A 26,066-nucleotide genomic window follows, 5' to 3' on the forward strand; every position below is an offset into this window, starting at 1 on the left:
GAAGCTAAAGGAAGCTAAAGAAAGCTAAAGTTAAGTAGAGTTTTGAAGGCGATCGTACGATAAAGGCGGTTATCAGTATAAGGTTAACGATATAAAAGCAAGGTTACTGATGTTAAAGAAAATGATAGTATAGCTTACAAGTTTATCTTGATCGTAAAAGACAATAAGGAGGTAAATAACCTCCTTATTATTGAACAATTTTGTCTTACAGCTAGTCTGTCTCTATAAAGCTTAATCAGCTTTATCTACCTTGCCTAACAAGCTATTTCTTCTTATCTTCTAAAGCTAGTTCTTCAAAAGACTTAAAGTTTTTCTCAGCATGTTCAGCAACTGCAGCCATTCTTCTAACATAACCCGATTTTTTCTTAGTTAACAATTTTCTTAAACCGCGTGCGCGGTAAATAAATTGATTCAGGAAAATTGGGGATACTCCCCATTTTCGAGCGAATGGACTAACAGACTTTACTACTTGTTCAATGGTTACATTGAACAAGTATTTACTGTAAATACTTGAATCTAGCAGACCAGGTGTGTATCCGTAGTGATCGTAGTAATTTACCATCATGTTCAGATAGTAACTTTCCGGTTTTGCCAAAATCTCGCTAGTGCTTTGCTTAGCGTAGAAGTTGTACATTTCACGGAAATCTTTTTGCGGACTATCCCAAGCTTTTGCTGGAGAAATCGTTAAAAAGTGTAAGATTGATGGGTACATTGGTGGCTCTACTTTACCCTCAGCTAAAGCTTTTGGATAATCTTTCCAGCCAGCAAGATCAACATAAAAGCGAGTTTCACTTAAGAATAAACTAAAAAAGTTGTACTTACTTGACAAAATTGCTTTGTCATTAAAGTGAACTATATTCAAGAAAGTTTGATCAAGTCCTTCAAATTTCCCCTTACTAAAATACTCTGGGAAATGGTATTGCCAAAGATTTTTTTCAGGATCTAGACTCTTTCTTATTTTCTCAACATCAATCAAAATAACCCCAGCGTTAAAGAACGCATTATCTAGAGTTTGACCAAAAGGTAGTTCTCTAATGATGTCAGGAAAATATGGATCATCATATGGGTTCTTACGTTGGAACTTAGCTTGATAATCTTTTAAATCAACGCAAACTCCAATTGACTTACCCTTAAGAATATCTTCTTGAGTAAATAACTCTGCAATTGATCCGGTAAATAAAATATCTACATCAATGTATAAAATTCTTCCAGTGTAAGGAAACTCTGGAATTAGTAAGCGCCACATTACAGGATTGTCTACCAGTTCAGGGTGTGAGCCCCAATCTAGTAAAGTCTGTTTATTGGCACAAATAAAATCGAATTTTAAGCTTGGACAGTTAACAAATTCATCAGCTATTTGTTTTAGGCTAGGATCCTCTGGATCTGCAACATCGTGAACAATAATAAAAGTAGTATGATCACGATTAAATGCGAGATAGGATTTAATTAACGCAATAACATGAGGAAAGTAACCTTTATTAGCTGTCAAAACTATTTGTTTCGTTTGACTCATTGCTATCCTTGTAAAGAGTTTAACCAAACTACAAGCTTAAGTATGCTTAACAAATCTAGAAGTTCTAACTACTTTTCCCGGTTATTTTTTACATTCTCCGTTCCAAGATGTTTAACAACTTTAAGATATTTAACAACTTAAGTATGTAATAAAGTGTATAAGGTAATTGAAATACTAAGATTAGTACAGTACAGAGTCCGATAAGAATATCGTTCTCCTTAGGGTAGAAGTAAAGAGTAGATGTAATTTGTTTTATTTACCAAATAGTCTTCTAATCTTTTCCCTAAACTTGTAACCTCTTTTATTTTGGTTAACTCTTTGGAAAATTCCCTCAAGAGGCCAGCCTGGACGTTTTGGTTTCCCAAGGAAGTGAAGTTTGTGCATTCTTGGATACTTCCAGAAGAGATACATCATAATTCCTTGATCATCGTCAGTAATGCCTTTGGCAAGTAGATATTGCACTGCTTCTTGGAAGTAGTTACAGTACTCAACCATTTTTGCTTGCCCAGAAACAAACGCTGTGCCAATAATGTAGTTATCGTTTTCATACATGAGGCGATGAGTATCTTCTTCAGTTTTTAAACGTGGGAAGTACTTATATTTTCTCACATTGTAAACGTTCACTTTATTTTGTGGGAAGTCATATTTCCACTCGTCTAGATTTTCAAAATAATCATCTTCACGAGCAACACCAAAGTCAACCCAAGCGACAAGTTTGTCTTTAACTAGTCCTTTTTGGATACTATCACGTACTACGTAAGTTTTTACAAGGTTAACTAAAACATACCAACCATTCCAGTATTCTGGATTTTGGTGAAGTTTTACGGGAACCTTACTTTTATATTCAGGGTTATCAAGAATGTTTTGAATTTTCTCATAAACATCTTTTTGGTCTTCCATGAAATCATAGATAACCACTTCTGTTCTACCACCAGGACAAACCTGATTACGAACTTTTAAAACCCTGTCTTTGTTTTCTTGATTCGCGACATACACAATCATATCGTTTTTGAGACGAGCTAATCGAGTAAAGCGTTCATAGTAAACATCGTCACTACGTTCAAAGCCCTGCCAGCCTTCACGACCTAGAGCATAGAAAGCAGTAACAATCGTTATTTTGCTATTATCTGTCATATTCCTAAATTGAACCTAATACATTTAAAAAAATTCAGGCAACAGATTCTACTGTTAAGACTATCGACAGTAAACTGTCGAATAGTTTGCTAAATTATAAGTAAAGTTTGCTAAGATTATATCATATTATGATAATAACCTTTTGTTACTTATCCAAAATCTGGCAAAGCTATAGTCGCGTATTTTAAGAAAGAGCTCCCCTTTTTAAGGGCGCTCTTTCTTAGTTTGAGTTAATCTGTCTTAAAAACTCAAAGGCTTAAATGACCGGCAAAAGCAGGTCATTATAAATTTGCTCAACAATAATCCTCAACAATAATCTAAGAGGAATTGAGAAATTTGTTCTCGTGCTACTTACTGTTCCAAAATTGGCTTAGAATGAGAAGCCAAGATTGAACGAGTAAGAACTACCACTATAATCACGGTTGCTATTGCTTAAGTGAGTATAACGGTAAGAAACACCCACATATGCAGAGCCAAGTACATTTACCCCAACACCAACTTGTGAGTAAACACCATTTAAATAGTTTCTATTGAAGAATTTAGCTCCAGCATAACCAGCACTTACGCGTAACTCTGGAGAAATTAAATCATAGTTTAAACGCAGGTTTGCAAATGCTCCAGCAGATAAATCATAGTAGCTGTCAGAGTTATATGAAGAACGATTTAACGTACCACGTGCATAAGAGAACTCTGGACCAACTGTAAGTGTATTTAATACAGTAAAACCATAGCCAAGAGTAAATCTTGCACCTGTAGCTTTTAAGCCATCACCATAACTTTGACTAAAGTAAGATACACTTCCTGAAAGTGAAGCATTAGCAGCGCCTAAACTTGCTGCCGTTAAAATAGTTGTCGCTAATAATTTTACCGAAAGTTTCATAGCTCTTTCCTTAAAATAATACCCCTTATAAGGAACTTATAAGGGGCTTAGGTTATTAGAATTTCCAACCAAATTGTGCACCAACAACTTTATTAGATGCTTTTGTTTCTACAACTTCGTCAGATTTCATGTTTGGTGCGTATGATACATAAACACCTGCTGTGAAACCGTTAGACCAAGAAACACCACCACCTAATTTCACGTACACACCTTTGTACTTGAATGATCTGTCAGCTGAGCTTCTTGTGTTACGTAAATCAGCTACTTGGTAACCTACGCTGAATTGAGCGTAAGGAACAAAACCGCTGTTTTCGATTCTGAATTGAGTTAATAAACTTAAACCAGCGTTGTAATCTGTGAATCTACGAGAACCAGTTCTTTCATCTGTAGACTCGTAAGTAGAAGAGTAGTAGTGGTTGTTAGTAGAACCAACTGTGTAAGTACCTACTGAACCACCTACTTCAAGACCACCACCTACTGCTACTTTATCATTGTTGAAGAAGAAGTAGTGACCAGATAAGTTTAATTGGAATGAACCTGGGTTGTAGTTAGTTGAGCTATCTTTTACGCTAAAGTGAGAAACTTTGAAGCCTAAGTTAGCATCAAAACGGAATTTTTCATCTGCAAAAGTTGTAGCATTTGCTGTTTGAGCAAATACACCTGCAACTAAAGTTAAAGCTGCTAATGATTTTACTAATTTCATATCAAACCTTTCTTGACAACTGTTGTTATAGTCCACTTAAATCCATTATAACAAGTTTTTAAGTGCGGACTAAACTTTTTCAAAGAATACTTAACTTAGACAAGTATATCTAAAAAAACTCTTAAATTTTTGTTAATTCTTAAAATAAGCTTGAGACTTACTTGCAAAAACTGAAACATCTCCATAGTAAGGAGCTACTGCTTTTTGCCAAATATCTTGATAAGCCGGAATAATTTGCGTATTAGCAGCGGTTTCACTAAAGAGTTCTTTTACAGTCTTTTCCCCATTAGCAATGAGGTTTTGACGAACTTCTTTTTGCTTTTTATCAGTAGAGTAGTAAAGATCTACTGCCATTTTTAACAAGAGAACATTTTTATTTAATTGCCCTTCTTGTTCAAACCACCAGCCATTATTGCTATTAAAGTAGTCTACTGGTGTACTTAAGCCAGTATAACCTACCACATGGCAACCACAAGCCATAGCTTCAACTGCAGGCAAGTTATGCGAATCCATATAACCGCTACTAATAAAGATATCGCTCGAACGCATAATCTCTAAAGTCTCACGGTGAGTTTTCTTATCAATTTTCACAAACTCAACTTTATCCGCATAATCTGGATATAAGCTGGTAAACATAAATTTTAACGTATTAATTTCATCGGCACGTTTACGTGGGTTTTGAATAAAACTAATACGGCATTTAGGTTTTTTCTTTTTCTCAGCACGTGAAGTTGAGCTTGGTAAAGCTAGAACTTCTGCTGGAATGCTAGTTGCAGGACAAACTACATGCACAGCCTTAAAGACTTTATTAATCTCTAAACCAAGATTTTCCTGCATATAGTTTTTCACGAAGTTGCTTGCGCAAATTAACCCAGCAAAATGCAAACTATTAAAGTACTGACGATTTTTAAAAGCGTAAGCTGTCCAGTGGACTGCTTGGTTGAACATAATAAACTTAGGTAAGTTAGGATTATTAGTTTCAAACCAATGATTCATATCACGGTACACTGGAGCTTGAGATTCTCCTACCACCACAAAATCAGTTGGGGTAAGAATTAACTCACTGCTTAGTAAGTTAATTGGAATATCTGCTGGGAAATCTGAATGCAGGTTACCAAATTTTTTATTTGGTAAGAAGAGAATACGTGCATCTACGCCAGCTTGTCTTAACTTACGCGCATGATCAACAGTAACTAAATCTCCACCAGTTACCGGAGGACTTGCCATAAAGAAGAAAAAACGAGATTTTACTCTTTCTGTGCCATCTTCAAGCTGAATTACTTCAGAACTGTTAGTGTAGTAATTATACATATCTCCTCTTAACTCGCATTTATATGTAAAGCTCTTAGTAAAGCTAAGTAACTATCAGCTAGTTTATCTACACTAAAGGTTTCCTCAGCAAACATTTTTGCTCTAAAAGCTTGTGGGTGTAGATAGTTAGGATTACCAGCAAGAGCTTCTTTATACTGCAGTAGATATTTTACGAGTTTTTGCGCAACATCACGATAGTCACCCTCTGGTGAAAAATCAGCAAATTGATCTACCATTGCTTGGCTGTCATATGCTCCGCTAAAACCGAGCACTAGGTTACCGGTTAACATAGCTTCAGGCACTAGGTTAGCATACTCAACTCCCATATCTAGCGCTAAAAATACCGCAGAATCAGCGAGATGATTTCTTGCTTCATTTAAACGCGCTTCAGATAGGTTTACAAACTCAACTTGTTCAGCTAATTCTGGTACAATTGAGCTAAAGAAGAAACGAATGTTATGACTCGACATAAAACGGAAAATTGTCTCGGTATAACAAACTTTTAATTTCTTATTAACACAAGCTAAATCAGTAGCTACCGTTGGGTAAGCTTGTACGCGCCCTTTATTTAAAATTAACGGGAAGTTACGCGCGCAGTTATTAAATAACTGCAAGCTTGCCGAACCACGAATAAAATAGCCGTCAAAGTTAAAAGCAGCAACATCTGCCATGCTTTGCCAATTACGGTGGAAACGTGTCATGTAGTCAACACATAGAACAAAGTATACTTTTGCTCCTGTACCAAAAGCACGCTGTCCTACTTGCTCACGATAAAGGTAAGCAGGGTTCACCCCTGTTTTTATTGTAAGCTCTTCAAGTTCTGCAGGGCTGTATTTCCCTTGTAAACCCAGACTTTCTTTTAAGGCAATGATATTGGCTTCTTTGTGGTCTTGGATAATAAAGACATAATAACGATTCGGGTTATGTATATCTAACTTTTGTAATTCTTCTAGCGTGATTGAACGTCTTGGACTAATTAATTCCCTTGAACTTCCTTCAACATCAAGTAAGAAAACTGGCCAATTACGATTCCCTAAATGCAAGGTATTGTAAATGGTGCCCACGTTTTCATAAGTATGTTCGCTATTATCAGGCACAATAAAAACTGTTATTTGCTGATTAGCTTCATCTATTTGTTTAATAATATCCATAGCTGTTAGTGGTATTTAGCAAAGAAATTTGCATGCTTAGCATACACTTTTTGCGCATAAGCCAAGCGCTTTTTCTTACTCGCAAAAATACGAGTTAAAAAGGAGGAAAGAGTTTTACTTTTGATTAAATAAGGATTTAACACTGCTGGACTAGCATTGTAAGGCTTGCCTCTTTGCAGTTTGCCAATCATTGCTGGGGTAACTTTTCCAAAGGCATCAATTGCTTCCAGATCAAAGTCATAGCAAGCAGCTAGGTAACCAAAAGTTGTAAAGAAATCTAGCGCCATGCCTTGATAAAAATCTACCGGACGTTGAACAATTTGTTCAACCGTTTGTTCGGCAAAGTAAGCATAGATATCTTTAAATTCTTGATGACTGTGTAGATGTATTTTTTCTCTACCAATAAAATGCACCAGTACCGGTAACTCGGTTTGCGCAAAGAACTTTTGTTTTTCACTTGGAGCTGAGATCTTAGTAAAGTCCCACTCTTTGTACATAAGGAAATGTCTTTGTGGTATTAGACAAAAAGTTAAGTAGTTATACTTTACTGGTAGTTTTACACGATCTTCTAAATGAATTTCATTAAGAAAATCTTGGTCATGTAAAAATACACCTTTACTAAAGATTTCATTTAGACGTGTTACCCAAGGGTTGCCTCTAGCTTCTAAAGCATCAAGATCAATAAGTAAAACCCCAGAGTTAAAGTAATCTTTACTTTCCCCAAAGCCAGCTTGTTGCAGTGCTAGAGAAAAACGTTCATCAAAGAAAGTTTTACTATTAAATCTTTGTAGGTGATTATTGATATCGGTTACTGCACCTAGTGACTTACCTTGTAAGTCATAGTTATACAGCGCCTCTAGATCTCCTAAACAAAGTAAATCTAGATCTAGATATAAAACGCGTCCATGGTAACCTAAACGAGGTAAGTAAAGACGTAAGTAAATGCCATGATTAGTATATTTAGCAGGCATTCCCCACTCTTGTTGTAAACTTGCAGGGAGGTAATGAAACTTAAATTCCACCTGATGATAAGAGGCGAACTCTTGCTCTAGCTGACTAAAAAGGGCAGCATTAGCTTCAGGCTCGATGTTGTGCACAACTATAATCGTCAGCTTCTGACGATTAAAGGCAATAATATTCTTTAATTGAGGAGAAATTAAATGAAAGGTATTTTTGTCAGCAGTAAAAGCTAACTGCATACTATGCTCCATAGAGTAAAACCTTTTACAAAACTTTTTAAACTCTATTATAACATTTTACGGTCTAACTCTATTGAAACTTCGTTACTTTAGGAAATACTTTAAGTATAGACAAATACATAATTTTAGATAGTAATAAACAAAAGAAAGAGCAATCATTTGTCTACTTATCCTGCCATCGTATTAACCTAACTATCACATTCCAATTAGAATTTAATCTAGCATGTGATTCAAATTTAAATCTCACAAACCTGCTAAACACATACTAACTAGATATAACCTCTCGCTTTCGAACTAGCTAACTCCAACATATTTACCTGTGATCTCTCAAATTAAAATAGACTATTTCTTATTGCTTAAGCCAGTGGCAAATACAGACATTTGCCTCTTAACTAAGCTTTTTTGTTCTGCGCTTAAGGTTACAATCTGCTATAATATCCCTACGAATTACAATCCAGATTTTTAAATAAAGAAGATTATGAGTAAAGCTCTTTTAGGCATTGCTAAAAATGCCGCATTTGCAGGTGCAGAAATTTTACGTGATGGTTTCTACAACCGTAATAACATTCGTGTAGAAACAAAAGGAATTAACGATTACGTAAGCAATATCGACAAAGCTTCAGAAGAAGCAATTATTGCTGTAATCAAAAGAGCATATCCTGAAGATTTTATCGTTGCAGAAGAAACTGCTGCAAAATACACTCCAAAACAATACAAAGTTGCAGGTAAACGTACTTGGATTATTGATCCATTAGACGGTACTCGTAACTTTATTATGGGTAACCCACATTTTGCAGTATCGATTGCGGTGCAAGAAAATGGTGAAACTGTAGCAGCAGTAGTATTCAACCCTATTACAGACGAACTTTATACAGCATCAAAAGGTAACGGTGCATTCTTAAACGACCGTCGTTTACGTTTAGAACCACATGCCAAAGGTTCAGGTTTAACAGGTAAAATTATTACTACAGGTTACGCTTTTAAAGAGCCACAACGTTTACAACGTCAGTTAGAAGTTTTACCTTTACTATTTAACCAAGGTATGGCTGACGTACGTCGTTTAGGTGCTGCAGCTTTAGATCTTTGCTATGTAGCAGCTGGTCGTTTTGACGGTTTCTTTGAAGAAGGCATTAAACCTTGGGATATTGCTGCCGGTGATCTAATTGCACGTGAAGCTAATGCAATTGTAACTGACTTCCAAGGCGGAAATCGTTATTTAGAAAATGACGAAGTTATCGCTGGTAACATTGAAGTAGTTAAAGCTATTGCTAAAATTATCCACGGCGTAACCCGTCTACACAATTTAGCAAATGCTGGCTAAGCAAACAATTACCACTTAAAAAATTATTTCGACTTAGCAAACAAACAATTACAAAAAAAGGAACGAAGCTCTCGTTCCTTTTTTCTAATTAAAAAACAAGTAAAAAATAGTTTTTTACGCTATAATATTGCCCGATCAAATAGAAGCTATTTATTTCCTATCTAAGGATCAATATTCAATTTTTTAACTATCAATGAATAAAGTAAATCTTTTAAATTTTGATGCCCAAGAGCTCAAAAATTACTTACAAGAACAAGGGCATAAACCATTTCGTGCACAACAGCTAATGAAATGGATTTACCACCATGGGGTGGATAATTTTGAACAAATGACTAATATCTCTAAAGATATGCGTCAGTTCTTACAAGAGCAATGCGAAATCAAAGCTCCAGAAATTGCCGTAGAGCAAATCTCTGCCGATGGCACAATTAAATGGGCTATGCAAGTGGGTGAACAACAAATTGAAACTGTGTTTATCCCAGAAACTGATCGTGGAACTCTGTGTGTTTCTTCACAAGTAGGTTGTGCTCTGCAATGTACTTTCTGTTCAACTGCCCAACAAGGTTTTAATAAAAATCTAACAGTTGCAGAAATTATCGGTCAAGTTTGGCGTGCAAATCAACGTATCAAAGAACTTGGTACTTATGGTGAGCGCCCAATTACTAACGTGGTAATGATGGGGATGGGAGAACCTTTACTAAACGTAAATAACGTTTTACCAGCTCTACGTATTATGTTAGATGACCTTGGCTATGGTTTATCTAAACGTCGCGTTACTATTTCAACTTCAGGCGTAGTTCCTGCACTTGATATTATCGCGGGTAAAATCGACTGTGCTCTGGCAATTTCCCTGCACGCACCAAACGATGCTCTGCGTGATGAAATTGTACCGATTAACAAAAAGTACAATATCGCGACTTTCCTAGCGGCTGTCCAACGCTTTATTGCCAAAGCTCCAGCTAACCGTGGTAAAGTAACAGTTGAGTACGTGATGTTAGATCATGTAAATGATTCAATGGATCAAGCACATGAGTTAGCGCAACTACTCAAAGATGTTCCGTGTAAAATTAACTTAATTCCATGGAACCCATTCCCTGGTGCTCCTTACGGACGTTCATCTAATTCGCGTATTGACCGTTTCCAAAAAGTTCTTACTGAACAATACAACATGGTCGTAACTGTACGTAAAACTCGTGGTGACGATATAGATGCAGCTTGCGGGCAATTAGCCGGAGATGTTATCGACCGTACCAAACGAACTTTACAAAAACGCCAATTAGAAGCTGGCTTAAAAGTACGTAACCTTTAAGCAAAAATATCGCTAAACTCTTTTACAAATAACGATATAATAAATTAGTTAATTCTAAACAATTACACTATTTAGGAAGATTCAAAATGTTAGATCCAGTTTTACTACGTACGCAAACTGAAGAGGTTGCTCGTCTTTTAAAAGCAAAACGTAATGTTGATTTAGATGTAGAGTTAATTAAATCTTTAGAAGCACAAAGATCAACTTTACAAACATCGACTGAATCTACGCAAGCAAAACGTAACGAACTAGCTGCGCAAGTTGGTCGTTTACGTGCACAAGGGCAAAATGCAGATGATCTAATTGCCCAAGCAAATGAACTTGCAACTAACTTAGATCAAGACAAAGCTAAATTAGCGCAAGTACAACAACAATTATTTGATATTGCTTCACGTTTACCTAACTTACCTGCAGCTGACGTGCCTGAAGGTAAAGATGAAAACGACAATGTTGAAATTAAACGTTGGGGTACACCTCGTACTTTTGATTTTGAAGTAAAAGATCACGTTGATTTAGGTGAATTAACTTACGGTATTGACTTCAAATCAGCTGCTCGTTTAACTGGTTCTCGCTTTGTAGTATTCAAAAGTGATGTAGCACGTTTACACCGTGCCCTAATTCAGTTCATGCTAGACGAGCACTATGCTGCTGGCTACCAAGAAGTTTACGTTCCTTACATGGTGAACGCTGAAACTTTATTTGGTACAGGTCAATTACCAAAATTTGCTGAAGATCTATTCCAAATTAAACCAATTGACGATCAAGGTGATAAAGTTTACTACTTAATCCCTACAGCAGAAGTACCGGTAACTAACCTAGTAGCTGATTCTATTACTGAAGATAAAGAATTACCATTACGTTATTGTGCACATACACCATGCTTCCGTTCTGAAGCAGGTAGCTATGGTCGTGATACTCGTGGTTGTATCCGTCTACACCAATTTGAAAAAGTAGAATTAGTACACATTACTAAACCAGAAGATTCAATGGAACAGTTAGAAAAACTAACTTTACAAGCAGAATCTATCTTAGAAAAATTAGGTTTAGCATACCGTCGTATCGTTCTATGTACTGGTGACATGGGCTTTAGTTCAACAAAAACTTACGACTTAGAAGTTTGGTTACCAGCACAAAACACTTACCGTGAAATCTCTTCATGTTCAAACATGGGTGACTTCCAAGCTCGTCGTATGAAAGCACGTTTCCGTCGTGAAGGTAGCAAAAAACCTGAACTAGTTCATACTTTAAACGGTTCTGGTTTAGCATTATCACGTACTTTAGTAGCAGTATTAGAAAACTATCAACAAGCTGATGGTTCAATTGTAATTCCTGAAGTATTACGTAAATACATGCACGGTCAAGAAGTGATCAACGTAGTGAAAAAATAATTTTTCCACTAAAAAAGGAGTTCCTTAGGAACTCCTTTTTGCTATCTCTACATTTGTCGTAAGACCAAATTAAATTAAGCAAAGTCAGACAATACAGGTCAGACAATACAGGTCAGACAAGAAAGATCTGAAAATTTCATAACGAGCAATACCTCCAAATGTTAGTTTTTCGTTTTGTCTAGCATTTGGGGCATAGCTCATTCAGACTAAACTAGCGCAATGCAAAAACATGACTTAAGTCACACTTTGCTATAAGCTTTTTGGTTCCCTTTGACTTTCTTGTATAATATACTCAATTAACTAAAATTAAACTCATTTGCATTATGAAAGAAGTTAAAATTCAAGATAAAATTATTGTTGCCAATGACAAATCATTTGTCCTTTTTGGTGGTATTAACGTTCTAGAAGATTTAGATTTTGCCCGTAAAGCGGTAGAAACCTACATGGAAATTACCCAAAAACTAGGGATTCCATATGTATTTAAAGCTTCTTTCGATAAAGCTAACCGTTCTTCAATTCACTCTTACCGTGGTCCAGGTATGGAACAAGGTTTAGAGATCTTCTCTAAATTAAAAGAAGAATTTGATAATGTTGCGATTATCACTGACGTGCATACAGAAGAACAATGTCAACCTGTTGCTGAAGTTGTTGATATCATTCAATTACCAGCATTCTTAGCACGTCAAACTGATCTAGTTGAAGCTATGGCAAAAACTGGCGCAGTTATCAATATTAAAAAACCACAATTTATCTCTCCAGCGCAAATGAAGAACATTGTTGAAAAATTCAGAGAATGCGGCAATGATCAATTAATTCTTTGTGAGCGTGGTAGCTGCTTTGGTTATGACAACCTAGTAGTAGATATGCTTGGTTTTACGACTATGAAAGAAGTATCAAACAACGCTCCGGTAATCTTTGACGTAACACACAGCTTACAATGTCGTGATCCTATGGGCGCTGCTTCAGGTGGTCGTGGTAAACAAGCACTTGAACTTGCACGTGCAGGTATGGCTACTGGTTTAGCTGGTCTATTTATGGAAGCCCACCCTAATCCTGCACAAGCTAAATGTGATGGTCCTTCAGCTACCCCATTTGCTGAGTTACCAGAATTCTTAAAACAAATTAAACAACTTGATGATCTAGTTAAGTCGTTTAACAACTAATTAACGAGGTTTTCCCATGTTAAATGTAGTTTTTTTAGATGCTCTACACTACCCAAATAATTACCAATTGAAAAAACTAGACTTTGAACACAATTGGATTAGCTATCCTTACACTCTTCCAGAGCAAACTTTTGAGCGTAGTAAAGAAGCGGATATTATTATCTCTTCAAAAGTAGTTTTAGATCGCCCTACGTTAGAACGTTTAGCAGAGATTGGTCGTTTAAAATTAATTCAAATCCCAGCAACGGGAACTAACAACGTTGATTTAGAAGCTGCTAAAGAGCTAGGCATTGCTGTACAAAACGTTGAAGGCTACTCATCTAACTCTGTAGCTGAGCACGTAATTGGTTTTATTTTTAACTTATCACGTAGCTACCACGGTTGGTCACGTGATCAATTACAAGCTCGTTGGTCAGAGCAAAAATGCTTTACTTACTATGATTACCCAATTTTTGATATTGCTGGTAAAACATTAACTATTGTTGGTAGAGGTAATATCGGTAATCTAGTAGCAGAAAAAGCTAAAGCGCTAGGTATGAAAGTTATCTTTGCTGAACGCCACAATGCTGAAGAAGTTCGTCCTGGCTATGTTGAATTCAAAACTGCTATTGCTCAAGCTGACTACATTACCTTACACTGTCCACTAACTCCTTCAACAGTTGAATTAGTTAACCAAGACTTTATCAACCTAATGAAGAAAACAGCATTCTTAATTAACACCGGTCGTGGTGGTTTAATTAACGAAGCAGTATTAGCACAAGCTTTAAAAGAGCGTCGTATTGCAGGTGCAGCTTTAGATGTTCTAAGCACAGAACCACCAGCAAAAGACAATCCATTAGTACTTGCAGGCTTAGATGAGTACAACTTATTTATCACTCCACACAATGCCTTTGCAAGTGAACAATCTTTACGTAAATTAGCTGATTTAATGGTTGATCACATCAATACTTTTGTGAAAAACAACTACTAATTTGCTAATTCAAGCTTTGAGCTCTAAGCTCTAAGCTCTAAGCTCTAAGCTCTAAGCTCTAAGCATAAAATCATCTTAAACAAAGTAAAAAAAACAGATAGAGGTAAAGGGAAGTTATCCAACTCCCCTTTACCTCTATTTTTGTTTGGCTAGAATTCTTTAAAGCTAAACAACCAGTTTGAAGCTTTAAGACGATGACCAAAGTAACTTTTTACTAAACGATTAGTAAATTCATTACAACTATTCGTGAGAACATCATAAGTCTTACCCAAATCCTCAATTACCCCACCTTGTAAAATCATTACACGATCAGTCACGTGTTTAATAATTCCTAACTCCGAAGTAATGAGAATTATAGTCTTACCGACTTCTTGTAACTTCAATAAAAGGTTAACTAGTACCCCATTGAACGATAAGTCACAAGTCGCAAAAATATCGTCAACGATAATAATCTCTGGGTCAAGAATCAGCGCATGCGCTAAACAAACCAAAGCTTTTTCTTGGTTATTAAGACGTTTTAATGGCTTATTAATCAAGTCACTTGGTGCCTCAAGAAAATGCAAGGTCTCACTAATCTGTTTAATTAGATCAGTTTGACTTTCTTTTTCTCCATGCACTAGTTTTAAAGGTAAGGCTAAGAATTCAGCGACATTACGCGCCAAGAAAAAACTATCAATCAACTCTATTTTGGCAAGACGAATATGCTCACGACGATATTTACTATCGCCGTGTAAAAGAGGACGATTGGCAAAAATAATTTCCCCATCATCAGGTTCAACTAATCCCACTAGCATGTTGGCAATAGTTGATTTCCCACAAGAGTTATGTCCCGTAATCCCAAATATCTCTCCCTGTTTTACTTTAAAACTTACTTTGTCGACCGCAATAAATTTCTTACGAAAAAACTTCGACTCAGTATAGGATTTAAATAAATGGTTAACTACGAGAATGTCTTTACTAGCTTGCATAAGCTTTCTCTGGTGCTTGAGTATTTTCTACTTGCCCTTTACCTTGCATGCCTTGGTTTGCATTTTCAGTTTGACCTTGAGCTTTGCTGTTTGCGTTTGTTTCCGCTTGAGCTTGCTCTTTATCTTTTGCTTCTAAACGTAATTGCGCATAGAAATCACGTAGTACTTTAAAAGCATGCGCACGACGGAAGTCCATATTTTGGCAATAGCTTAAGAGAAGATCAGTCGAGTTAAATAGTTCACTTTCGGCTAAATCTGGGCACTTGTTTACTAACTCTTGGTAAACTTTTGAAGTTAAGAATTTCTGATACTCTAAACCTACAGGGAGTTCACTACAGTTGCCTGTATGTACGTGTTTTAAGTACTTGAAGTGAATAGCGTTTAACATTCCAGTAAAGTTTGCCGGAATCTCACGCATTGAATGTTGCGCGTATCTTTGCGCACTTGAAGTTGAGCGACTATATGAAGCAATACTTGCTTTAAAGGTATTTTTGGTATCACGTTTAATAAACGGATACTTAATAAAATGCCCAAGAGCTTTTAAAGACTGTTTAAAGCTAACTTTACTGGTCTCTGGTGATTCAAAGAAGTAAACTTCTTTAGCACGATTTTCTTCAATCACCATTCCCACACGCACATATTTCGCTTTTACTAAAAAGTTACTTGATTGTAGTTTACTACGTAGGTAGTAAACTGTGTCACTTTCTGGCGTATAGTGTAAATCCAGTTTAACAAAGTAGTTTACTTTGAAATGATTTGCTGGGTTAGCAATAATTGTTTGTAACTGTTTACTTAATAAAGTTGCGTCGTAAATTTGGTCAGCATCGGCTTTAAACAGCCAAGGATCTAGATCACCATTTTTACGCGCTAAATTCATTAGAGCTTCAAGACCAAAGTTAGTGAAAGCGTCTAAGTAGTTTTCACGATTAACTTTATCTAACTGGCTATAGATTGGGTGATTACCATGGTAAACCGGATAAGGATAGATTACCAGTTCAAAGCCTGGATTTTGCGCCACAAACTCTGCAGCTACTTGCAGCGAGCCATCGTCTTGTAAACCATCAGCAGTTGGATGGGTAATTAACACCCCTTTACTAATACTTGGTAGTAAAGAGTTTAAACTTTGTTTTAAAGTTAAAACTTCGTTATTAAAACGAATTAGAGCATAAACTTCTTGTTCAGCAAAATCTTGGTCGCCAGTTTCTTCTAACCAGTCAACAAGATTACTTAGGCTAGAATCAACTAAAGGAGTATCTTCTTCAGGTTCTAATGCTAATTCTGGTGACGAGAAGTTTGAAACTACTCGGTTCCCACATTGATCAAAATTAAAAAATTGGTAAGCTTGGTCTGCAGCTTCTAAACGATTAGCAAGTTCTTGTTCAAGATCTTGCAGTTCATTTTGGCAATTTGCCGAAATTGGATTGATTTCTTTATCTGACATTGTCTTTTTACCCTTTGTATCTTAGGTTAAAAGTTTCCATTGGAGGTTAATGACTTGGTGAGTAACCTCTTTTTATATAAGTGGAACTGGCAGAATCACTCTGGCAATAAAATATATTTTAGTGTTTATACTATTATATAGTTTGTTTATGTTATTTCTAGAAGTTTTTATAGCTTTTCACCTGATATTTACCGCAATAATTTTTTTCTTAGAAGTTAATTCTCCAGAAAGATGCAAAAAGAGACAGATGCAAAAATACACAGATGCAAAAAGCCTCCAACCAACCTAAGTAGCACAAGTGCAACTTAAGCTAGTTTGGAGGAGAAGTTATAAACTTTTTTCTGCTGCTACTTTGAGCATAATTTCTTTTTTGATTTTAGCACGCGTTTCTTTGATCTTTTCAGAGAACTCTGCATCGACATAATCCAACGGATAATGGCACGCAAACTCATTCGAAACATTCTCACGATCACGCTCTAGTTCCGGCGCCTGCATGCACTTTTTCTGCGCAAACTCACAACGAGGACCAAAACGACAGCCCATAGGAACATTAGTTAGTTCCGGAATTTGTCCTGGAATAGCGTACAACTGCGTTTTATAAATTAGTTGATCACTGGTAAAATCCGGTAAACTTTGCAAAAAGAGCTTAGTATAAGGATGATGAGCATAGCTGATTAGATCTTTATCATAATCATCTAAGTGCATAAACCTTTCTACTATTTGCCCAAAGTAGAGAATATGCGCTGAATGCACTAAACCCTTTACTGTCAAATAGTTGTTACTTAAATACAGAACGGTTTTATTGTAGTTTGCATTCAAACGTTTAAAGAGCGACTGCACCCTTTGTGTAGAAATCGAGTTTAATCCTGTGGTTGGCTCATCAGCAATTAAGAACAAGGGTTCAGTTACCACCGTCATGGCAATTGCCATTAAGTGTTGCTCGGTTTGCGATAAGTCTTGGAAATAGCTATTGAGAATAGGTTCAGGTTCTTTAATCCCCATACGCGTAAAAAGGTCTTCGATCTCTTTGAGTTTCTTTTTGCGCTTATTCCACATAAATCCTTGCCATTTAGGGCTAAGATCCATACGATCAAGTAATTGAGTAAGGATTTTTTGTGAAGGGTCAATAACGTTTGCTGGATCTTGATCTATTACCCCCACTAGCTGCGCTAGTGGTTTAGTATCCAAATTACAAACGTCAGTTAAAAGCTCTTTACCATTAAATCTAAAGCTATCACAAGTTATTTGCCAAGAAGGACGGATATGCCCCCCTAAAATCCTTGCTATCACCGATTTGCCCGAACCCGTCTCCCCTATTAACCCCACAAATTCCCCGTTTTTGATCGTAATCGAGAAATTGTCGATTAAAGGTACAGCTGAACCACTATCAGGATCGTTTATTACTACGGTTAAATTTCTTATTTCGAGTAAAGCCATAGATTTTATCCTGCTTTTAGCTGGATTTAGATTATTGTACTTAAGTGCTGGTTATGAGTAGTATGTTCACTAAGAACGACAATCCTTTCTCTTACCTTAAATTGCTTGCGAGAGCTTTTCTCTTTCGCGCTGCATGCTCTCTTTAACTAACTCTTCGATTAGTTTAAAGATCACAAAGGTCGCATAGAGAACAATACTCACTAGGCAAGTAATTATAAAGAGAGCATAAGGAGTTTGCTCTTGGTATAGCCAAGCTTGATACATCACATTTCCCCAGTAAACTGAAGTTGGAGAAATTCCTTGTTGGAGCACCCCAATTAAAATTAGCTCTGCCACCACCAATAACAACACACGACGAATTTGACGGGAAATCTTGTCAATTAACGTAGGTAAAAGCACTAATCGCAAGATTTGTTTAAAAGTAGCCCCATCTAGCAGTAAATGACGTACCATTGTCGAGTCCATTACCTGCACTACATCTCGGTAAATACTATGAAATGTATAAATAAAGATATACAAGCATACCGATGATGCAGCAATAAACAAGCTTGGACCAAAAAGAGCAATCAGGACAAAGTAGTAAAATAGCGAAACAAAAACCGTTAATGGCGCAGTTAAACTACGAATAATACCCTCTTTACGGAAGTAAAAACCAAATACCAGAGCTAGAGGAATAATGAGAAAGAGATCTAGCAAGACAATAACAATTGCTACTAAGTAATTTTTATGGATCCCTAATAAAAAGACATCCAAAAGATCTCTACCGTAAACATCAGTCCCCAGAATATGTTGGTAAGATTCAAAAGGTGCTACTAACTCATCTTGTGGTACTACTTGATCAGCAGGAAAACTAATTAACCAACTACCAAACAAAGAGTAAAAGATTGCCACAAAAACAATGATCAAGCAGATCATTTCATGAAAGGTAACATTTCTTTGGCTATTACCCAAGAGATGATTAATCGATTTCATAATCTATCTCCTTACGTTGATGTAAATCGTAGATATAACCAAATACTTGGAACATAAATTGCATTAGCACCATTAAACTTCCCATCAGAAAGATAATGAGCCCCAATTCAATTGCATATAACTCACGTTTTTGCATCATTGAGAGAAAAAGACTACCTATACCTCGCCAGTTAAAAATGTATTCTAAACAGCAAACAAAAAAGAAAAAGGTCGCTAAGACAACAGGAAACTCTTTACATAAGGTCGGTACTAAACGATGTAAAACTAACTTGCGCATAATGTACCATGATGACCAATGAGTTTTTACCATTTTTACATAGTTGTAATTAACGATATTGTTGGTTGTTCTTGCTACCATTACATAGGTATAAGGCAAAATATAGTAAGAGGTCGTTAAGGCAATTAAGAAAAAGTTAAACATAAGTGCCAAGCGACTTCCCCCAAATCCCTCTCCCGTAAAAATTAACCACAAGCGTGAACTTGAAAAGTAACCAAAGTTTACATTATCTAACGCTTGTAAGGTATTACTGTTGTTATCGTTAAATGCCTGATTAAACAAGAGAGGTAGGGCAATAAAAGGAATTACACGCACCACGACAAAAAACTGGTAAATGAATTTACCAAGTTTTTCATGTTTAATGGTAAAGGTCACTAACGACAGAGAGATGAGGAGGTTGATAAAAGAGGCTAGGATTACTAACTCTAAGGTTGTGATAAAGAGTTTTATAATCGAAAAAGTATACATTGGGTGGTAATAAAAATAGCTTCCAGTTAAGCTACTCACCAGAAAACGCCACCAGTTTTCTAGATTAAGAGGGATGTAAGGATTTTGCCAAGTAGCAATCACAAATCCCAAAATACTCATAAGGATGAGCCAGACAACTAAAGATAATAATCGCTCAAAAATACGAGTTGCTAATAACATATCTATAAATATTTAATTATTTTCTATATTATACAACGACTAAGTTTTTCCACTAGAAAAAGTCAGATAAGTGCAAGGTTAAGAAAATATCCGGTCAAAGCAAATCTAAAAAGATCCATAACAAAGCAAAGCCTAAGCTCCAAGAGCTTAGGCTTTAAGCGATAGCTGAACGCTTAACTTTATTATTGGTTTGGTTTGAATATATAAGATTATTGATGATAAAACAAGTTAAGCTTCAGCAAGAGTAAAAATCGATTAAGCTTTTACTTTAGCAGCAGCTTTTACAATCGCAGCAAACGCACCAGCTTTTAAGCTTGCGCCACCAACTAATGCACCGTCGATGTCAGCTTGACCGAATAATGCTTCAGCGTTAGCGTCGTTTACAGAACCGCCGTATTGTAAAATTACTTGTTCAGCTACAGCTGCGTCAAATTTAGCTAAGTGCTCACGAATGAATTTGTGAACGTTTTGTGCTTGCTCTGGAGTTGCAGTTTTACCTGTACCGATAGCCCATACTGGTTCGTAGGCAATTACTGCACCTTTGAATGCTTCGATACCGTTGTGGTTAACTACTGCGTCGATTTGACGTGAAACTACATCAAATGTTTGACCATTTGCGTTTTCTTCTTCAGTTTCACCAATACATAATACTGGTACTAAACCTGCGTTTTTAATTACCGCAAATTTCTCAGCGATGTAAGCATCAGTTTCATTGTGGTATTGACGACGCTCTGAGTGACCGATAATAATGTAAGTAGCACCACAATCTTTTAATTGTTCGATTGATAATTCACCAGTGTATGCACCTGAAACGTGAACATCTACGTTTTGCGCACCAGTTTTAATTTGTGAACCTGCTACTAAGTCGGTAGCTTGTGCTAGGTATAAAGCAGGAGTAGCTACAGCTACATCACAAGCTGGATTATCAGCTAATTCTGCTTTTAATGCTGTTAATAGTTCAGTAGTAAATGCTTTTGAACCATTTAATTTCCAGTTACCCATTACAAGAGGACGACGTTTAGTTGCCATTCTTTTTACTCCTAATTTAAAAAACTTTTGCATAATTATATCATCTAAGCCGAGCTTTGTAGCGCTCTTTTTCTATCCCCTTACAAGCTAACATTAAGCTAACTTTGTCATTTGTGAAATGACTTTAACTTTTTGTGAAAAAACTGCTAAACCACAAGAAAATCGCCGAAATCACTCTCACACTTTTTAACAAGTGACAAGTTAACCTGTAAAAATTCAAAGTCAATTTTCTCTTTATTTTGCTATTTTCTGACTAAAACGTACGGTCTTTTTCTCCAGAGTTTTAACTTACTCTTTATCCAATGGTTACCTAAAGCAGAGAATGTAAAAAATAACTGGAAATTTTATTTCAATGTTTAACTTAAATACAGCTTTTAACTTAAATGCTGATATAATACGCTTTTGTTTCTCTTTACTTTAATTTAACTTAAACAGTTGAACCAGTTTAGCCATAGAGGGGTTAACTGTTTAACTATACAAACTAGATGGTTTTGTCTCATTAACTTCATCTTAATCTAAGTAGTTAACTTCATCTTAATCTAAGTAGTTAACTTCATCTTAATCTAAGTAGTTAACTTCAACTTAATCTAAGTCGTTAACTTCAACTTATTCTTTTCAGTCTTCAGTTGTGGAAATATAACAGTAACCTGATAAAGAATTGAGAATTCGAGTCGTTAACAACAACTTAATCAGAGGCGTTAATCTCAACTTAAAGCAAGTGATCAGCAACAACTTTGTATGGGTAGCTTATAAGTAGCTTAATTTGGATTTTCTCAATGAGCAAATCCGGCTTATAGCTTACCAATATCTTACCAAGAGCTTACAAAGGTAAAATACTTTTATTGCTTTACTACTCTCTCATCTAGTTTGTCATAATTTATTTTGTTCTCACATTGTTAATCTACCCTTTATAATTTGCACAACATGCAGGTACAAAAAAATTATATTACTCCTTGGCGTACAGCTAGTTTTATTCTCGGTACGATTTTTGGACTAATGGTTATGGTAATCCCATTTAGTTTACCAGCTGAGAATGGTACAACTATCGACACCATAACCTTTTACTATCTCAAAAAATTTATTGCCATGTTAGGGCTCCCGTTCTTTATGACGCTAATTACCATCGTCTGTACTATTTCAGGGCTTCTAACTCTGGCATACTGTTGCTTTAAACCAAAGTTTCTTGATCAGTACCCAACTATCAAAAACATGTTTGCAGTTGGTTGGCTAGATGTTTTCTTCCGTCTTTCAGGTGCGTTAATTGCAATTCTTGTACTTACCCAAACCGGACCGCACTTTTTAATTCAAGCGGAAACAGGGGGAAGCATGCTAGAGCAAGCAACCCAGTTAGCAATTCTGGTAGCGCCTATTCTCTTTTTCCAAACCTTTATTCTTGAGTTTGGTTTTATGGAGTTTCTTGGAACCTTAATCGGTTTTGCGTTAAAACCGCTATTTAAGATTTCGCCTCTAGCTTCAGTGAGTATGCTTTCAGCTTGGTTAATTCCAGGAAATGCGGCAATTATCTCTAGTAAACAGCTGTATGATCAAGGTTACTTTACCCGTAAAGAAGCGGTAATTATTTCAACTACTTTTGCAACTTCTTCAATTGGTTGGATAGTGGTAGTTTGTACTTACCTTGGTTTTATGGATTACTTCTGGACTTTCTTTGGTACCATTACCGGAGTAGGGATAATTATTGCTTTTATTAGTGTACGTATCTATCCACTTAACCGCTACAAAGATCTGTACGTAAATGGTACTTCACACTCTGAAGTTGCAGATCAGTTTTATGCTGGACAAAGAGCTGGAGTAGCTAGCCGTATCGATCCTAACAAGGTATACCAATCTAACTGGTTAAAAGCGTTAAACCTTGCATGTAAACGTAACAGTCAGTTAACTAAAGATAACTTTATCAACAAGTTCCCAAGTATTTTAGGGTACGTGTTTAACTTAACTCCGGTAATCATTTGTTGGGGTACTACAGCTCTATGCTTAGTTACTTACTTCCCTATAATTTTCTATTACCTTTCATTACCAATTGCTTGGATTTTTGAGCTATTTGGTTTTGGTGCAACTATGGCGCACCAAGTATCTCCGCTAATTCTAGTGAACTTAGCTGACAACTACTTACCAATCGCTCTGTTACCAACTGTTGATAATCCAACTACTGCGTTAAAATTCATTGTTGGAGTAATGAGTATTATTCAGTTAATCTACTTATCTGAAATCGGATTACTTCTACAACAATACAAACTAACACGTAGCTTTAAAGATATTATTGTGATTTTCTTTGTACGTACTTTCTTAGCACTCGTACTAACAATTCCAGTTGCTTTATGGATTTTTCCAAATTAATAGCTAGGAAAATCTAAACGAAGAAAATCAAAGATCTTAAGTCAAAAATACCAAGCACAAATGAGCCACAGGAAAACCTGTGGCTCATTTGTTTACCTCAAAACAACACCAACAAACTAAGAAATGGTCGAGTTTAACACTAACTCATTGTATAATGTTGGTAATGTTTTGTTAAAAAGAACTTTTATATTAACGAACTAGCAAGGATTTACGGATTATGACATTACCTGACTATACTGGTTTAACCCTTAAAGAAAAAGAAGAATTAAGACAACGAACAGTTCTAAGACCACCATTAAGATTCCCAGAATTTACTAAACCTTGGGTTACTGATCGCGTTAAAAATGTTTTTGACAAAATTACCCGTGGCAAAGTGTTATCTGCTAGCCTAGTAAAATCTACTCCAGATGAAGAATATAAATATCCTGTTTATTCTTCTCAAACAAAAAATTACGGAATCCTAGGATGGTATAACCAATACCTCTATGAAGACGTTATAACTTGGACTACAGACGGGGCTTACGCTGGTGAAGTAAAATTTAGAAAAGGAAAATTTTACAATACTAATGTGAGTGGTGTGTTAATGTCTAACTCTGGTCTATGTAATAACTGCATGGCCGAAGCTATAAATAAATTAACTAAGCTATATGTTACTAATGGTGTTTATGAAAAGCTCATGAACAAAAATATGGCTGAGGTTTTATTTACTTACCCTGAAGAATCTGAAGAGCAAAAGAAAATTAGCAGGCTCTTTGCTGAATTAGATAAAGAAATTTACTTTAACGAAGAAGCAACTAGAAATGCCTACAAACTCCGAAAAACTTTAATTCAACAAATGATTAAGGTTCAAGACGGTATGCCATTAATGGGCTTTCCTGAATTCTATGCAGGTGAAGATAAAGAATCGCAGAAATGGCAGGTGAAAAAAGTTAAAGAAGTTGCGGAATTACGTGGAAAATGTAGATCTATCACTGGACCAAATCGTATTCCTGGAAATATCCCATACCATGGAGCAACTAAGGTTATCGATTATATAGATAGATATAACTATGATGGGGAAAATGTTGTTCTTGCTCGTAGCGGGGTAGAAGACTTACTTAATTATCCTGTAAGAGTAACTCAAGGTAAAATATGGGCAAGTATGCACGTTCATGTTTTACGAGCTCATGAAAATATAGATAGCATGTTTTTAGCTACAGCTTTAAGATCGGTGAACTATCATCCTATTTGTGTAGGTGGAACTAGATCCCAATTAAATGATCCTGATCTTAAAAATATTGCGTTACATTTCCCTAGCTATGAAGAACAAGTTAAACTTGGTAAACTCTTTAAAGATGTTCAAGATTTAATTGAAGCGTACGAGAAAAGAGTTGAGTTATTAAAGAGTAGAAAGAAAGTTCTTCTGCGAGAAATGTTCTGCTAAACTTATTCAGAGATTTAGCACTCCCAATCAAAGTTTGCTTAACAACTTCTAAAAAACTTAGATGCAATAATCTCCCCTCAAGGATTTCTTGAGGGGAGATTATTGTTTTGAAGCTTTATTAATCAAAGCTGTGCTTTTCTTATCGTAGCTTCAACTTTCATTATTTAGTAAGGAATAGGGAATACCCCTAATCTGAATTACATTTAGCTAGACAACTACAGACGAGATAATAAAATCTCACGACTTGCATTTAAGTCGATATCTTTATCTTCACCTAGGCTAGTAGCACCAATTTTCTCTAAGTTTTGCACGAGAGCTTTAACATCATCTTTACCAAGATCATAGTCAGCTAAACGAGTACCTACACCTAGTTGTTGGAAGAACTCTTCAGTCTTATTAATTGCAGCTAAAGCTAACTCGCGTTCATCATCACCTTGTAGACCATAAACATTACGAGCCATTTGTGCTAGTTTAGCTTGTTTTGCTTCAAGTTTGTACTGCCATACTCCTGGTAATACTACTGCTAAAGTACGAGCGTGATCTATTTGATATAACGCAGTTAATTGGTGACCAATACCATGAACAGACCAATCACCTACTTCACCTAAACGTAGTAAACCGTTTAGCGCATTAGTTGCTGCCCACATAAAGTCACCACGTGCTTGCACATTCTCTGGTTCTGCAATTAATGTTGGTGCTACGCGAATAATAATGCGAAGTAAACTTTCAGCAAACTCATCAGTAACGGCAGCTCCTGTTTGTTTAGTTGCATATTGTTCAACAATATGTACAAAAGCATCAACAATTCCATTTACCGTTTGTCTTTCCGGTAAAGTTACCGCTTTACTCGGATCAAGGATTGAGAATTTTGGAAAAACTAACGGAGAAGAAAAAGAACGTTTTAACCCACGAGAGCGATATGAAATTACTGAACCTGAATTCATTTCAGAACCAGTTGCCGGTAAAGTTAACACTGTCGCAAAAGGTAAAGCTGCCGTAATTTGACTACCCTCTAAGATTTTCCATTTATCTTCATCAGCAAATTTAGCAGCAGCTGCTAAGAACTTAGCGCCATCAATAACAGAACCACCACCAACTGCAAGAATAAAATTGATCTCGTGCTCTTTAATCTTTTCTAGAGCTCCTAATAAGTGCTCATATTCAGGATTAGCTTGCACACCACCATAAGCTACAGTTACACGCTGACCTAAAGCATTCATTACTTCGTCTAGAGTACCATGCTTAATTGCAGAATTCCCACCATAGAGAATAAGAATACGTGCGTCTTGAGGTACAAGCTCATCTAAACGTTTAACTGTGTCTTCACCAAAGACAATACGAGTTGGATTGTAGTATTCAAAGTTTAACATTTGTCCACCTTAGATATTTAGTTGTTGTCTACTTTAGGTAAAGTATTTATTTGTCTACCTTAGATATTTAAAGAAATTTGATTGAAATAGATTTAAATATTGAG

General features: G+C 36.1%; 21 protein-coding genes. 7 read left to right on the top strand and 14 right to left on the bottom strand.

Features of this window, described 5'->3' with window-relative positions; all coding sequences use genetic code 11:
• Positions 1 to 262: 262 nt before the first annotated feature.
• The 7 genes from CKF54_RS05455 to CKF54_RS05485 form a co-directional block, all read right to left on the bottom strand.
• Positions 263 to 1,513: a glycosyltransferase gene (locus CKF54_RS05455; RefSeq protein ID WP_119525354.1), complete on the bottom strand. Its 1,251-nt coding sequence runs from the start codon at positions 1,511 to 1,513 to the stop codon at positions 263 to 265.
• A 252-nt stretch (positions 1,514 to 1,765) separates the two neighbouring features.
• Positions 1,766 to 2,647, bottom strand: a complete 882-nt coding sequence (locus CKF54_RS05460) for a WlaTC/HtrL family glycosyltransferase (RefSeq protein WP_119525355.1) — start codon at positions 2,645 to 2,647, stop codon at positions 1,766 to 1,768.
• Between the two features lie 370 nt (positions 2,648 to 3,017).
• A complete protein-coding gene (locus CKF54_RS05465; protein WP_119525356.1) occupies positions 3,018 to 3,527 on the bottom strand; it encodes a hypothetical protein in 510 nt (169 codons plus the stop codon).
• Positions 3,528 to 3,582: 55 nt separating this feature from the next.
• Positions 3,583 to 4,230: an outer membrane beta-barrel protein gene (locus CKF54_RS05470; RefSeq protein ID WP_119525357.1), complete on the bottom strand. Its 648-nt coding sequence runs from the start codon at positions 4,228 to 4,230 to the stop codon at positions 3,583 to 3,585.
• Between the two features lie 132 nt (positions 4,231 to 4,362).
• Positions 4,363 to 5,541 (bottom strand): glycosyltransferase, encoded by a 1,179-nt coding sequence (locus CKF54_RS05475; RefSeq protein WP_119525358.1) that lies wholly within the window; start codon positions 5,539 to 5,541, stop codon positions 4,363 to 4,365.
• 8 nt (positions 5,542 to 5,549) lie between these two features.
• Complete coding sequence (locus CKF54_RS05480; RefSeq protein WP_119525359.1) at positions 5,550 to 6,692, bottom strand: hypothetical protein; 1,143 nt, start codon at positions 6,690 to 6,692, stop codon at positions 5,550 to 5,552.
• 5 nt (positions 6,693 to 6,697) lie between these two features.
• Positions 6,698 to 7,891, bottom strand: coding sequence for a glycosyltransferase (locus tag CKF54_RS05485; RefSeq protein WP_222987530.1), 1,194 nt, complete (start codon positions 7,889 to 7,891; stop codon positions 6,698 to 6,700).
• A 478-nt stretch (positions 7,892 to 8,369) separates the two neighbouring features.
• Here CKF54_RS05485 and CKF54_RS05490 point away from each other — a divergent pair, with 478 nt between their 5' ends.
• The 5 genes from CKF54_RS05490 (at position 8,370) to CKF54_RS05510 (ending at position 14,042) form a co-directional block, all read left to right on the top strand.
• Positions 8,370 to 9,212 (top strand): inositol monophosphatase family protein, encoded by an 843-nt coding sequence (locus tag CKF54_RS05490; protein ID WP_119525361.1) that lies wholly within the window; start codon positions 8,370 to 8,372, stop codon positions 9,210 to 9,212.
• 193 nt (positions 9,213 to 9,405) lie between these two features.
• On the top strand, positions 9,406 to 10,521 hold the full coding sequence (locus CKF54_RS05495) for a bifunctional tRNA (adenosine(37)-C2)-methyltransferase TrmG/ribosomal RNA large subunit methyltransferase RlmN (RefSeq protein WP_119525362.1): 1,116 nt from the start codon (positions 9,406 to 9,408) through the stop codon (positions 10,519 to 10,521).
• An 86-nt stretch (positions 10,522 to 10,607) separates the two neighbouring features.
• Positions 10,608 to 11,909 carry a serine--tRNA ligase gene (serS, locus tag CKF54_RS05500; RefSeq protein ID WP_119525363.1) on the top strand — a complete coding sequence of 434 codons (1,302 nt, stop codon included), beginning with the start codon at positions 10,608 to 10,610 and terminating at the stop codon, positions 11,907 to 11,909.
• 323 nt (positions 11,910 to 12,232) lie between these two features.
• A complete protein-coding gene (gene kdsA / locus CKF54_RS05505) occupies positions 12,233 to 13,072 on the top strand; it encodes a 3-deoxy-8-phosphooctulonate synthase (protein ID WP_410454509.1) in 840 nt (279 codons plus the stop codon).
• Positions 13,073 to 13,088: 16 nt separating this feature from the next.
• Positions 13,089 to 14,042 (top strand): D-2-hydroxyacid dehydrogenase, encoded by a 954-nt coding sequence (locus tag CKF54_RS05510; RefSeq protein WP_119525365.1) that lies wholly within the window; start codon positions 13,089 to 13,091, stop codon positions 14,040 to 14,042.
• A gap of 149 nt (positions 14,043 to 14,191) precedes the next feature.
• Here CKF54_RS05510 and CKF54_RS05515 read toward each other — a convergent pair whose 3' ends face one another.
• From CKF54_RS05515 to tpiA, 6 genes are all read right to left on the bottom strand, one after another.
• Positions 14,192 to 15,010, bottom strand: coding sequence for an ATP-binding cassette domain-containing protein (locus CKF54_RS05515; RefSeq protein ID WP_119525366.1), 819 nt, complete (start codon positions 15,008 to 15,010; stop codon positions 14,192 to 14,194).
• Positions 15,000 to 16,451 carry a hypothetical protein gene (locus tag CKF54_RS05520; RefSeq protein WP_119525367.1) on the bottom strand — a complete coding sequence of 484 codons (1,452 nt, stop codon included), beginning with the start codon at positions 16,449 to 16,451 and terminating at the stop codon, positions 15,000 to 15,002. Before CKF54_RS05520 ends, CKF54_RS05515 begins: the two co-directional genes overlap by 11 nt.
• Before the next feature lie 327 nt (positions 16,452 to 16,778).
• On the bottom strand, positions 16,779 to 17,888 hold the full coding sequence (locus CKF54_RS05525; RefSeq protein WP_119525368.1) for an oligopeptide/dipeptide ABC transporter ATP-binding protein: 1,110 nt from the start codon (positions 17,886 to 17,888) through the stop codon (positions 16,779 to 16,781).
• A 96-nt stretch (positions 17,889 to 17,984) separates the two neighbouring features.
• Positions 17,985 to 18,860, bottom strand: a complete 876-nt coding sequence (locus tag CKF54_RS05530) for a hypothetical protein (protein ID WP_119525369.1) — start codon at positions 18,858 to 18,860, stop codon at positions 17,985 to 17,987.
• Positions 18,847 to 19,725, bottom strand: a complete 879-nt coding sequence (locus CKF54_RS05535; protein WP_222987531.1) for a hypothetical protein — start codon at positions 19,723 to 19,725, stop codon at positions 18,847 to 18,849. Before CKF54_RS05535 ends, CKF54_RS05530 begins: the two co-directional genes overlap by 14 nt.
• A gap of 315 nt (positions 19,726 to 20,040) precedes the next feature.
• Positions 20,041 to 20,814, bottom strand: coding sequence for a triose-phosphate isomerase (gene tpiA / locus CKF54_RS05540; protein WP_119525371.1), 774 nt, complete (start codon positions 20,812 to 20,814; stop codon positions 20,041 to 20,043).
• Positions 20,815 to 21,738: 924 nt separating this feature from the next.
• Here tpiA and CKF54_RS05545 point away from each other — a divergent pair.
• Positions 21,739 to 23,169 (top strand): YjiH family protein, encoded by a 1,431-nt coding sequence (locus CKF54_RS05545; protein WP_119525372.1) that lies wholly within the window; start codon positions 21,739 to 21,741, stop codon positions 23,167 to 23,169.
• Between the two features lie 217 nt (positions 23,170 to 23,386).
• On the top strand, positions 23,387 to 24,592 hold the full coding sequence (locus tag CKF54_RS05550) for a restriction endonuclease subunit S (RefSeq protein ID WP_119525373.1): 1,206 nt from the start codon (positions 23,387 to 23,389) through the stop codon (positions 24,590 to 24,592).
• Between the two features lie 215 nt (positions 24,593 to 24,807).
• Here the strand turns inward: CKF54_RS05550 and CKF54_RS05555 are convergent, their stop codons facing one another.
• Positions 24,808 to 25,962 (bottom strand): iron-containing alcohol dehydrogenase, encoded by a 1,155-nt coding sequence (locus CKF54_RS05555; protein WP_119525374.1) that lies wholly within the window; start codon positions 25,960 to 25,962, stop codon positions 24,808 to 24,810.
• Positions 25,963 to 26,066: the final 104 nt, after the last annotated feature.

This window comes from Psittacicella hinzii, from assembly GCF_003585885.1.
Taxonomy (GTDB): Bacteria; Pseudomonadota; Gammaproteobacteria; order Enterobacterales; family Psittacicellaceae; genus Psittacicella.

What these genes read in the sequence shown, in the direction of transcription:
- CKF54_RS05455 (WP_119525354.1), bottom strand. Translation starts at nt 1,513, where the DNA reads ATGAGTCAAACGAAACAAATAGTTTTGACAGCTAATAAAGGTTACTTT.
- CKF54_RS05460 (WP_119525355.1), bottom strand. Translation starts at nt 2,647, where the DNA reads ATGACAGATAATAGCAAAATAACGATTGTTACTGCTTTCTATGCTCTA.
- CKF54_RS05465 (WP_119525356.1), bottom strand. Translation starts at nt 3,527, where the DNA reads ATGAAACTTTCGGTAAAATTATTAGCGACAACTATTTTAACGGCAGCA.
- CKF54_RS05470 (WP_119525357.1), bottom strand. Translation starts at nt 4,230, where the DNA reads ATGAAATTAGTAAAATCATTAGCAGCTTTAACTTTAGTTGCAGGTGTA.
- CKF54_RS05475 (WP_119525358.1), bottom strand. Translation starts at nt 5,541, where the DNA reads ATGTATAATTACTACACTAACAGTTCTGAAGTAATTCAGCTTGAAGAT.
- CKF54_RS05480 (WP_119525359.1), bottom strand. Translation starts at nt 6,692, where the DNA reads ATGGATATTATTAAACAAATAGATGAAGCTAATCAGCAAATAACAGTT.
- CKF54_RS05485 (WP_222987530.1), bottom strand. Translation starts at nt 7,891, where the DNA reads ATGCAGTTAGCTTTTACTGCTGACAAAAATACCTTTCATTTAATTTCT.
- CKF54_RS05490 (WP_119525361.1), top strand. Translation starts at nt 8,370, where the DNA reads ATGAGTAAAGCTCTTTTAGGCATTGCTAAAAATGCCGCATTTGCAGGT.
- CKF54_RS05495 (WP_119525362.1), top strand. Translation starts at nt 9,406, where the DNA reads ATGAATAAAGTAAATCTTTTAAATTTTGATGCCCAAGAGCTCAAAAAT.
- serS (WP_119525363.1), top strand. Translation starts at nt 10,608, where the DNA reads ATGTTAGATCCAGTTTTACTACGTACGCAAACTGAAGAGGTTGCTCGT.
- kdsA (WP_410454509.1), top strand. Translation starts at nt 12,233, where the DNA reads ATGAAAGAAGTTAAAATTCAAGATAAAATTATTGTTGCCAATGACAAA.
- CKF54_RS05510 (WP_119525365.1), top strand. Translation starts at nt 13,089, where the DNA reads ATGTTAAATGTAGTTTTTTTAGATGCTCTACACTACCCAAATAATTAC.
- CKF54_RS05515 (WP_119525366.1), bottom strand. Translation starts at nt 15,010, where the DNA reads ATGCAAGCTAGTAAAGACATTCTCGTAGTTAACCATTTATTTAAATCC.
- CKF54_RS05520 (WP_119525367.1), bottom strand. Translation starts at nt 16,451, where the DNA reads ATGTCAGATAAAGAAATCAATCCAATTTCGGCAAATTGCCAAAATGAA.
- CKF54_RS05525 (WP_119525368.1), bottom strand. Translation starts at nt 17,888, where the DNA reads ATGGCTTTACTCGAAATAAGAAATTTAACCGTAGTAATAAACGATCCT.
- CKF54_RS05530 (WP_119525369.1), bottom strand. Translation starts at nt 18,860, where the DNA reads ATGAAATCGATTAATCATCTCTTGGGTAATAGCCAAAGAAATGTTACC.
- CKF54_RS05535 (WP_222987531.1), bottom strand. Translation starts at nt 19,725, where the DNA reads ATGAGTATTTTGGGATTTGTGATTGCTACTTGGCAAAATCCTTACATC.
- tpiA (WP_119525371.1), bottom strand. Translation starts at nt 20,814, where the DNA reads ATGGCAACTAAACGTCGTCCTCTTGTAATGGGTAACTGGAAATTAAAT.
- CKF54_RS05545 (WP_119525372.1), top strand. Translation starts at nt 21,739, where the DNA reads ATGCAGGTACAAAAAAATTATATTACTCCTTGGCGTACAGCTAGTTTT.
- CKF54_RS05550 (WP_119525373.1), top strand. Translation starts at nt 23,387, where the DNA reads ATGACATTACCTGACTATACTGGTTTAACCCTTAAAGAAAAAGAAGAA.
- CKF54_RS05555 (WP_119525374.1), bottom strand. Translation starts at nt 25,962, where the DNA reads ATGTTAAACTTTGAATACTACAATCCAACTCGTATTGTCTTTGGTGAA.